Here is a 10,318-nt window from a genome sequence, read left to right as displayed (position 1 = left end):
CAAATCCTGGTTTATTGTGTTTGAAGTTAAATTCGGTAACACAGTTACCATCACTGTAGTAAACGCAGTAACTGTGTCCTTTGGACACGTCTAAAGCAATTATATCTGACATATTATTTCCTTTCTAAAGCTATCCGTATCAACATTTCTAATCTCATTTCCTATACACGGACTCTAAGTCCAACAGCCTAAAAACAAATTAAAGAAATGAAGATAACGGAAACCATTTTTTGATTCGGACTCTAAGTCCCGAGGTCCATCTTCGATTTTAGCTTTATCTTCAGTGTACAAAAAAGTTCTGAGTAAAGTATTTTTACTCAGAACTAATCTTAGGTTGTTTTGAAGCCTTGTTACACAAGTCTCCCAACTCTCCCGGTACTGTAATGGCTAAAGCCATAACACTACTCTCACTGCCAGTAAATTTTTTTCATATCTTCCGACTTGTATTTTGAAGGGTTTTGGATATAAATGTAAAGCATTATCGTTATTGATGTTTGATCAAAGGGGGTTATTTCTTACTTCAATATGAAGTTAGAGATGGTTCTCTTTTTTTATTCTTTATTTTAAATTCTATAAGTTATAAATATACTTATTTATTTTGATTATCTTCTGATAAGAGTAGTATAGAATTTATACATAACAAGAGAGGAAGAGGGCCATAATATGAGAATTCAATATAGAACGGGTCGTTTGAGTTCTGTTTCACTGTTATCTTTAGCTAGTGGTTTGATAATATTGGGAACTAATGTGGATGTAGCTAATGCTGATGTTTCATTGGATGCGGCTACGACAGGGACTGATTCTAATCAGGTTCAGACTGAATCTGTTGCTGCTCCTACTAACTCTGGTAATGCTGGATCAGGTCAAAATTATAGTGAAGGTAATGGTTCTGATGGAAGTGCCGATACTGGTGCTAGTGCGGTAGCCACTGATGAGGGTTCATATGGTACTGGTTCTACTGGAACTATAACTGAAAATCAGGGTTCTACTATTCAACCTTATTCGGCAAATTCTGCCCAAGATACTAACGCAAATGCTTCTACGTTTTCTATTCCTGCTGATACTGCGGCTGATCATCAAGGTAAATTATCTGGTGATGACGGTAGTGACTGGTATTTGGACAATAACGGAACGCTCTATATTGGTGCTGGGACTGTCAGTGATCCAACTTTTGATTCAACGACTAAATCAGATGATCTAAGCACTGTTGATGATGTTTGGAATAATTACAAATACGCAGATGATATTACTAATGTTACTTTTGAAGATGGAGCCGTTGCAGGCACTAGTTTGGCCAAATATTTTGATAATATGAAAAATTTAACTTCGGCTGATGTTAGAAAACTAGATGTGTCTAATACTACGGACTTTTCTGAGATGTTTGCTAATATTGTGAGCCTTCAAAGTTTAGATATTTCTGATTGGAAACTGGCTGATGGTGTGAACTTTACAGGTTTTGTTAGTGGAAATTCTGCACTCACTAGTTTAAATATATCTGGTTTAACGATGACTCACCCTAATTTGGATCGTGCTTTTGGATTTAATTCAGGCTTGACAAACATTGATATGACTGGCTTTTCGGCAACAGGGATTACTAGTGCGGAAACGGTATTTTATAAGGATGCTAAATTAACGAGTCTTGATTTAACGGGATTTGATTTTTCTTCAGCAAAGACTGTTGGTAGTATGCTGGGAGATATGAATTCTTTGATGAGTTTAAAAGTTAATAACAATACCATTTTGGAAGGTACTGGATTGATTAATCCAGATGGCTACAAAGGGTGGAGTGACGGGACTCATATTTATAGTTCTGATGATTTGATGGGAGTTTATGATAATGCGGGTACTCCTTCCGCTGCTAGAACATCTACTACTTGGGAAGCTGTGGGTTCAACTGACGTCAACTATACTATAAATTATCATGACGCTTTGACTGATAAGATAGTTGGAACGGTCAGTGGTACTGGTGCTGAAGGTTCTGGTGTAGACTTGAAACCTGATTATCCCGGATATTCAAGGGTTGCAAAGGATAATAATGGCGATCCGGCGACTTCAATTCAATTACCTGTAACTGATTTAGGTCAAGTTGCATCAGACAGGACCTATGATTTTAAGATTATGCCAGGAAGAAAGATCAATGTTACTGAAAGTGATACTAGTACAATTAATAGCCAGGATATCTACTTATTCGATGATGATACTGCGGATAGTGCTGCCAACGTTGCGGCGGTCAAAACTAATTTAGCGGCTGATCGGACTTTAGATTTAGCCAATACTACGGTTGATTTCACACTTTATGGCAATCATATTCAAGGGAAATTATCTGATAAGTCTTTAGAAGGATATACTATTGGACAACTTATACAGATGTTTTCTACTGGAAATATGGAGGAGGATGGAACAACTCCCTTGGATTTAGGCAGTGATACGACTAGAGAACAGTTGATCGATTATTTGGTCATGATCTCTGATACTTATTCTGTACCGGTATCCTTAGACCTAGTCTATAAGCCTTTGACAACTACTGGCGGTAATTCTAGTTCTACAGGTGACTCTAATTCTACAATTTTAAAAGATCAAAGAGTTGCTACAACGACGACGAATGTTAGTTTGTACGATGCGACTGGTAAGATGGTAACTAACCGTGGGTTGGATATCAACACTGCTTGGAAGAGTGATGCGGAGTATAACTTGAATGGCGTATTATACTATCGTGTCTCGAGCGATGAGTATGTTAAGGCTAGTGACGTTTATGTTTATGTAGATAATATTGCTGATATTGAAGTTAAGGCTGACCAAAAGGGTGATCTGGTTGATTACTTGGGTGGTGAGCTTGATCGCAAACTTGGAGCTTCTACTGATTGGAAGACTGATCGAATTGCTTTGATTGATGGTAAGAGGTATTATCGTGTTTCTACTGATGAGTTTGTTCTTTTTGATGAGGCTTTTGAATATTAGTTTTTTATATGTCGTTTCCAGAGATGGAAAATATTTTCTGGCTGTGCGGGACGGTCCCAGCCTTGGTCTGGGTCCTCGGTTTGAAGCCTTGCTATGCAAGTCTTTAAACTCGTCCGGTGCTGTAATTGCTACAGCAATAACACCACTTTCACCGCCAGTAAATATTTTCCATCTCTTCCGACTGGTATTTGCTGGGATTTAAGATGTTATGAATATAAAATAAAAGGGAGCTGTTTCTTACTTCGTGTTGAAGTTAGAAATAGTTCCCTTTTTTATAGTAACTAAAATATTGCTCCTCGTTAATGGAGGTAAAAAAATAACCACCCTATTCACAGTAGGGTGGCTATTTATGTTTTGTGACATACAATTGATTGCAAAATTATTGTAACACATGGAATATTATTATGCATTGCTAAAATATATTTTGCTCATTTGCCAAGTTGTTTTAAAAGTTTAACAAATCAAAAATAGTCATCCCATTCCGTTTAGGATGACTATCAATGTGAATCTTTTGTACTTAACGATCACCGCGCCCATAATAGTGGGTATAGTGATATCACTATTTGACCATTGGTTGAATGGCAAGCAGTAATCAAGCAAGTTGTCATCGCACCTATTGATTACTGCGGACAAAGTGTAACACGTAATGTGTTGATTGTCTGTGTATATTTTGATGTTTGCCGGTATGCCAATACTGCTATTAATTCAGATTAGTTCTGTATAATTAATGATGGCAGCTTGCCCCGTAAGGGGGTGATTTACTTGGATATTTTGTACGTAACAATTATCGCGCCCATAATAGTGGGTATAGCTATAACGCTATTTGATCATTGGCTGAATGATAAGCGATAATTAAGCAAGTCTGCCGTCAGCACGTAACGCCCAACATTGCACGGGTGAAAAAAATAGCCATCCTATCGCAAGTAGGATGGCTATTTATGTTTGATTTACCTGGATATTTTGTATTCGAAGATAGTATACCATATGGAATGTAATTATTCTAATTTGATCTATAAATCTAAAAAACTATAATTTGGCGGTATGCCAATACAGCTATTAACCCGGACTAGTTCTGTATAATTAAGAGTGGCAGCTTGCCCCGTAAGGGGGTGACTTATATGAATATCTTTTTTCTAGCAATTATTGCGCCCATAACAGTGGGTATAGTGATATCATTATTTGACCATTGGTTGAATGGCAAGCAGTAATTAAGCAAGTTGTCGTCAACCCATAACGCTCATAATCATACGGCGAAAAAAATAGCCATCCTATCACAAGTAGGATGGCTATTTATGTTTGATTTATATGAATATCTTTTCTACGAAGATAGTATAACATATCCACTTCACTTATTCATCATTGTAACTTCCATTGCATACCGATTTTGTGACTATTATAATGTTATTTAGTGGAAGTGTAACTACCCTAGATTTCCCAAGAATCTTTATACCTCGGAGGGGGATACTAATGAAAAAAACTATTAAATATGCTGGAATTGCAGCTGCTGCTTTATTAGCGGTTGCTCCAGTTGCTGCACCGGCTATGACTTCGACAACTACTAATGTTCAAGCTGATACTAGTTACCCATCAAGTGACGATGTAACTGCATATTCTAAGATGTTCAAGGAATCTGCCACTTATTCAGCTAGTCAAGCTGCTAAATTCAGTGCTAGTGATCTTGATACAACTATCAAAGCAGATGCGTTTTTAAAGAATGATTTCTTCAGTCAATTTACTACTGGAACTTACAGTGGCAACGTTGATGACACTAATGGTTCTGTTAAAGTTTCAGCTTTTGGTGAAAATGACAAGCCACTAGATGCTGATGGTGTTACGGCTGCTTTAAAAGCTGCTAAAACGGTTAAGTTCATTGCTGTTTTGGAATACGATTCTGGCAGTGGTATCACGGCAACTGTAAGTATTCCGCTTACCTTGACACCAACGAGTGACCAAACGTCAACCATCACAAGTTTGGCTGCTAATTTTACGACACCTTATAAAGTAAATTATGGTTCAAAAACAGATGACGCTAAAGCTCAATCTTCAACTGATCTTTCTTTAACAGATCAAGATAATAAAGCTTTATTATCTGATAATAATGAAGTCAGCTCATACTCATTGGGAGGATTTTTCAACTCATATTCAGATGCTCTAAATGGCGGTACAGCAGCTTCTGTTGGTTCAACTTTTACCAATGACGATGGATCAGCTACTGAATATTATCAACCGATAACAGTTACAGTTAGCGCCAATTCAGCATTGGATGTCTACCTGGCAACGAATAACAATAATTCAACTTATACTATAAATGGTACTTCCAAGGCTGCAACTGACAATGGAAAAGTTTCCGTTGATGCCAATGGCTACAAGACGATTACTTTTGTCCGTACAGTTGATGTTTCACAAGCTTCCGAGTGGACTGTTAAAGATGTCAAAGGTGTAGTTAATACGCATAGCGATAAAGCATATTACACATTGCACAATGATGATGACGAATTAGTTTCAAATCGTGCTTTGGACAAGAATTCTTCATGGCAAACCGATAAAGTTCGTACTGATCGTAATGGTAACAAACAATATCGTGTTTCGACTCATGAATGGATTCCTGCATCGGAAGTCGATTTTGAAGGTACTGAAATTGACACTGGAACCGACACTGATACTGGTTCAACTACTGATCCAGAGGGTGGATTGACTGTTACTAAGTTAGCTAAAAACAAGATAATCAATGTTTCTACTGAGGGTATGGTTTACTATTTGTACAACTCTAAGGGTGTTATTTCAGATACTCGTGCACTTGGTGGCGGTACTTCATGGCAAGTTGACAAGACTGCGGTGGATGCTGACGGTAATGTTTATTATGGTGTTTCAACTGACGAGTTCGTTAAAGCTGGCGAGGGTGTTTCGCTGGTTTAGGTGTTTTATTTCCGCAGGAAAATTTAATAATTATAAAAATATTGCTTCCTAAATTGTATATTTAGGGGGCTTTTTTAGTGGTGTTTTATCTGCCATCTCCAGAACTGAGTAATATTTAATGGCTGTGCGGAACACTTTGAGCCAAAGTGCGGTCTCAAAGCTCGGTTTAAAGCCTTGCTACGCAAGTCTTCAAACGCGCCCGGTGCTGTAAGAACGGAAAATCACCGTTCTAACACCACTGTCACTGCCATTAAATATTACTCAGTTCTTCCGATTAGTTTTCTTACGGATTTTGAATAGTTGAACAATACTAGTTAAGTAGTATTAAAATAGTATATTTCTATTTTTCGTGTACTAAATATGATGAGCCGGAAGGCACGAGGGAGTTGGCCAGCAGTAAAAATTCCGTTGAATGGCGTAGCCGTTCTTACGGAATGGACGATTATGAGATTTGCGAAAGCAAAGCTCGTAATCGAGACGGGAGACCTTGGCTCACGTCGGTCCTATTGCAGGCCAACTCCCTCGCGCCTGTAGGCGGACACACCAAATCTAATACACACGCGTTCCTTTTTTAAGAAAGTCTTTAGTATTACGATAATCGTTGATTCAAAAAATGATGACCCATATACTGGAGAACAGTGGGAAAGACCTGCGCAAAATCTTTTTTTATCTCAGGGGGATAATATGAAAAAATCTATCAAATATGCTGGAATCGCAGCTGCTACTTTGTTAGCCGTTGCTCCAGTTGCTGCACCTGTTATTAGTGCAACTACAACAGTGCAAGCTGCTGATGCCGCAACAAGCATTAAAAAAGCTGATGCTGACGAATGGTTAAATCAATTTAAGGATAGCTATACTTTAACAGCAACTCCAATTGATGATGTTCTTACAAATGGTACTAACTATGGTACTGGTCTTAATGTGAAACCATCAGATTTCTTTAAGGATTCATTCTTTGGACAAATGCATCACGCAACATTGGAAGACAAGACTGTGAATGATAAAAATGCTAAAATCACATCTGTTACTGCTACGGCAAATGACAAAAAAGTTGCTGGTACATTAGATGCTGCTGGTGCTAACAAGATTTTGAAGGATGCTAATGGTTCTGGTGTTACATTCACAATTACTATGACATTTAATAATTCAGCAACTACAACAGCAACTACAACAAAAGAAATTACTGTTCTACCTGTTGCCAAGACAACAGATACAGATGCTATTACATCATTAGCAGCAACATACTCAAAGGATTATAACGTTGCTTATGGTTCAAGTACTGTAAACCCAACACTTACAAATACTTTGGATCTTACTTTGAATGACAGCAATAACAAGAACTTGGCTAACGATACTGATAATGTTACATCAGTTGCATTAGGCAGTTACTACACAACATATGCAAATGCTTTGTCAGCTAGTGGTAGTACATTTACTGATGCTACATTTGGTGACAAGGATGCTACTTATTACCAACCAATCACTGTAAATGTTAAATCAGGTTCAGACTTACAAACATTCCTTGGTCAAATGTCTGCTAAGGGTTACTCATACACAGTTAACGGTGTAAATGCTTCAACAACTGACAATGGTCAATTGATCAAAGATGCTTCTGGTAACATCACAGGTATCAAGATGGTCCGTGCAATCAATGTTACAAAAGATGGCGCTAACTCTGACTGGACTGTAAAAGATGTTAAGGGTGTTCTTAACACAAAGAGTGACAAGGCATTCTACACATTACACAACGATGCTGACCAACTAGTTTCAAACCGTGCTTTGGACAAGAATTCAGCATGGCAAACAGATAAGGTTCGTACAAATGCTTCTGGTGCTAAACAATATCGTGTATCAACACACGAATGGATTCCTGCAGAAGATGTTACTTTTGAAGGTAGCGACGTTGACACTGGTTCAACTACTGATCCAGAAGGTGCTTTAACTGTTACAAAGCTTGACAAGAATAAGATCGTAAACATTTCAACTACAGGAATGGTTTACTTCTTGTACAACTCAAAGGGTGTTGAATCAACAACTCGTGCCCTTGGTGGTGGTACTGCATGGCAAGTAGATAAGACTGCTAAAGACGCTGCTGGTAATGTTTACTACGGTGTTTCAACAGACGAATTTGTTAAAGCTGGCGAAGGTGTTTCATTAGCTAACTAATACTATTTAGAAGATAACTGAAAATTCAGTTATCTTCTTTTTTTATCGCTAAAATTTATAATTATCAGTAAAATAATCACTATTATAGAAGACAACTGGGTATTCGGTTATCTTCTTTTTTTATTACATCAGCATATACTTAAGTTATTAAATATTTTTTACGGGGAGAAAAAATATGAAAAAGTCAATTAAATATGCAGGGATTGCCGCGGCAACGTTATTAACTGTCGCACCGGTTGTCGGTCCAGTGTTTAATATCGTACCAACAACTGTAAAAGCTGCCACTCCAGCTACGCATACGGATGAGGAGATCAGTACAGCTATCGAGCATTTGATGTCATCCTACAAAGATACTAGTTTTGGGACTGAAACTTCAGATGTTAAAACGCCTTACCCTAATTTAATGGATGATTATCCGTCAACAGCAAATTCTTCAACAGGACTTTACGGTTACGGGATATATCCTAAAGATTCATCTTTTAATAAGAGCAGTGATGCTTCACTTCGCTTGATCGCCACTAGTGTAGAACGAAATTTACCAGGTAATATTTTGCCTGAAATTGGTAGTAGCAATCTAACTGCTACTGATATTCAAGTTTTAAGGGATATGGGAGATTCCGGAGCATATGCTTCTACTTCTGTATATGATGGTGATAAAGAGCTAAATTTGGGAAACGCGTGGACATCTTCACCTAATTATTTCAATCTTTTAAATCGTATTAAGGATGTTCGTGATGATGGCGGATCGTTGAAGCTTAAAACGACTGTATATTATAAGGATAGTACTGGCAATAAGACTGCTGATAAAGAATATACTTTAACTAATAATAACTATTTGGTTAGTGACAAAGATGCTGTGACTGATGCTGTTAATGATTTTAGTGATAAATTGACAAATGTTACTAATTTAAGAGCGGGAGATAATTATCCCAATTTACTTCTGGACATGCTTGGCTTCTACAATTCCGATATGGCTAATTGGCCCGGTGAAACTATTTTTAGAGGCTATAAGAATGGTTCGGATGATGCTTTTAGCAGCTATGATTTATTTAAAAAATTGTCAATAGGTGCTGCGGTCGGTGATATTTCACCTCAATCTGAACAGGCATTTATAGATAATAAAATAAATATTAAAGTCGGTGTTGAAGACGCCGATGGCAAACCTGTAACTGATAATGCTGGTTTGCAGGATATATCAGATAATAATAAGCCATTTAAATTGACATTTGGCTTTGAATATCCCGGTAAAAATGGAAGTATTCAATCGATCAAAGCAACTAAGGGAGTTTCATTTGAACCTGCGCAAGAGCTCACTAGTGTAAAAGCTACCTATAATGATACGATCCATGTAAAAGATGGTTCCAATGTTAGTGATGTTCAGGCAGAAACTTCAGATTTTAAATTTGAGGGTGCTGATGGTGAAGAAAGTAGTGCTACTTTAACTCCAAATGTTCGTTATGGATTTTATTCTTCACGTGATGATGCATGGATTACGTCTAAGGGTATGGATGATAAACATTTTGATCTCAGTGGAACCTTTGATGCCAAAAAAGGTACTAAATATTATCAAATAGTCCAAGCAAATGTTCCAGATTCCTTCTTCACATTTATGGGAAATTGGATGGGTGATCCAAGTACGTATAAATTATCTTTTAATGGGAAAGAACTGACTATTCCTAATGATTATGATGATACTACTCAAACGTTTGCCAATAGTAGTCAAATTACTTTTATACGTGAAATAGTAGTTGGAGACACGAATACTAACAATAATAATGGGTCAAATAGCAGTGCTCAAACTATTTCGGGTATCGTTACAACCCATACTGATAAGAATCATTATGCTTTGTACAATGACAAGAATGATAAAGTAGATAATCGTGCCTTGATGGCAAATTCTTCGTGGAAGGTTGATGGTGTTAGAACTGTCAGCGGTGTTAAAAAGTATCGTGTTTCAACACATGAATGGGTCAATGCCTCAGATGTTGACTTTATTGAAAATGGTCAAGTTACGGAAGGTATGACGGTTAAGAAGTTAGATACACCAAAACAAATTGATCTAGCTACTAGACATAGTCGCTATGGTTTACAGAATTCTAAACGTGAAACTTCTAAGACTCGTGCTTTGGCTGGTGGAACAAGTTGGCTAGTTGATAAAGTTGGAACTGATATGCATGGGGATGTTTACTATGGTGTTTCAACTGATGAGTTTGTTAAAGCTGAAGATGGCGTCACACTAGTAAAATAATCACTATTATAGAAGATAACTGTGTATTCG

General features: G+C 37.4%; 8 protein-coding genes. All 8 read left to right on the top strand.

Going from position 1 to position 10,318, the window contains the following annotated elements; translation table 11 throughout:
• The first annotated feature begins 663 nt into the window (after positions 1-663).
• The 8 genes from EKM60_RS06515 (at position 664) to EKM60_RS06485 (ending at position 10,288) form a co-directional block, all read left to right on the top strand.
• Positions 664-2,958 (top strand): SLAP domain-containing protein, encoded by a 2,295-nt coding sequence (locus EKM60_RS06515; protein WP_125713672.1) that lies wholly within the window; start codon positions 664-666, stop codon positions 2,956-2,958.
• A 490-nt stretch (positions 2,959-3,448) separates the two neighbouring features.
• The gene (locus EKM60_RS11320) at positions 3,449-3,550 is read left to right on the top strand and encodes a type I toxin-antitoxin system Fst family toxin (RefSeq protein ID WP_125713670.1); all 102 of its coding nucleotides are present in this window, start codon (positions 3,449-3,451) and stop codon (positions 3,548-3,550) included.
• Positions 3,529-3,672: a hypothetical protein gene (locus EKM60_RS11120; RefSeq protein ID WP_164508344.1), complete on the top strand. Its 144-nt coding sequence runs from the start codon at positions 3,529-3,531 to the stop codon at positions 3,670-3,672. The genes EKM60_RS11320 and EKM60_RS11120 overlap by 22 nt, the downstream gene beginning before the upstream one ends.
• 39 nt (positions 3,673-3,711) lie before the next feature.
• Positions 3,712-3,810, top strand: a complete 99-nt coding sequence (locus EKM60_RS06505) for a type I toxin-antitoxin system Fst family toxin (RefSeq protein ID WP_404811399.1) — start codon at positions 3,712-3,714, stop codon at positions 3,808-3,810.
• A 266-nt stretch (positions 3,811-4,076) separates the two neighbouring features.
• Complete coding sequence (locus tag EKM60_RS06500; RefSeq protein WP_125713666.1) at positions 4,077-4,166, top strand: type I toxin-antitoxin system Fst family toxin; 90 nt, start codon at positions 4,077-4,079, stop codon at positions 4,164-4,166.
• A gap of 259 nt (positions 4,167-4,425) precedes the next feature.
• Positions 4,426-5,874: an SLAP domain-containing protein gene (locus tag EKM60_RS06495; protein ID WP_125713664.1), complete on the top strand. Its 1,449-nt coding sequence runs from the start codon at positions 4,426-4,428 to the stop codon at positions 5,872-5,874.
• A gap of 684 nt (positions 5,875-6,558) precedes the next feature.
• Positions 6,559-8,040 (top strand): hypothetical protein, encoded by a 1,482-nt coding sequence (locus EKM60_RS06490; protein ID WP_125713662.1) that lies wholly within the window; start codon positions 6,559-6,561, stop codon positions 8,038-8,040.
• A gap of 175 nt (positions 8,041-8,215) precedes the next feature.
• Entirely contained in the window at positions 8,216-10,288 is a 2,073-nt protein-coding gene (locus EKM60_RS06485; protein ID WP_125713660.1) for a hypothetical protein, read from the top strand.
• The last annotated feature ends 30 nt before the right edge of the window (positions 10,289-10,318 follow it).

Source organism: Companilactobacillus kedongensis (assembly GCF_003946625.1).
Taxonomy (GTDB): domain Bacteria; phylum Bacillota; class Bacilli; order Lactobacillales; family Lactobacillaceae; genus Companilactobacillus; species Companilactobacillus kedongensis.
Note: the sequence above shows the minus strand (reverse complement) of the source record. Positions and strands in the feature narration are given on the sequence as shown.

What these genes read in the sequence shown, in the direction of transcription:
- EKM60_RS06515 (WP_125713672.1), top strand. Translation starts at nt 664, where the DNA reads ATGAGAATTCAATATAGAACGGGTCGTTTGAGTTCTGTTTCACTGTTA.
- EKM60_RS11320 (WP_125713670.1), top strand. Translation starts at nt 3,449, where the DNA reads ATGACTATCAATGTGAATCTTTTGTACTTAACGATCACCGCGCCCATA.
- EKM60_RS06500 (WP_125713666.1), top strand. Translation starts at nt 4,077, where the DNA reads ATGAATATCTTTTTTCTAGCAATTATTGCGCCCATAACAGTGGGTATA.
- EKM60_RS06495 (WP_125713664.1), top strand. Translation starts at nt 4,426, where the DNA reads ATGAAAAAAACTATTAAATATGCTGGAATTGCAGCTGCTGCTTTATTA.
- EKM60_RS06490 (WP_125713662.1), top strand. Translation starts at nt 6,559, where the DNA reads ATGAAAAAATCTATCAAATATGCTGGAATCGCAGCTGCTACTTTGTTA.
- EKM60_RS06485 (WP_125713660.1), top strand. Translation starts at nt 8,216, where the DNA reads ATGAAAAAGTCAATTAAATATGCAGGGATTGCCGCGGCAACGTTATTA.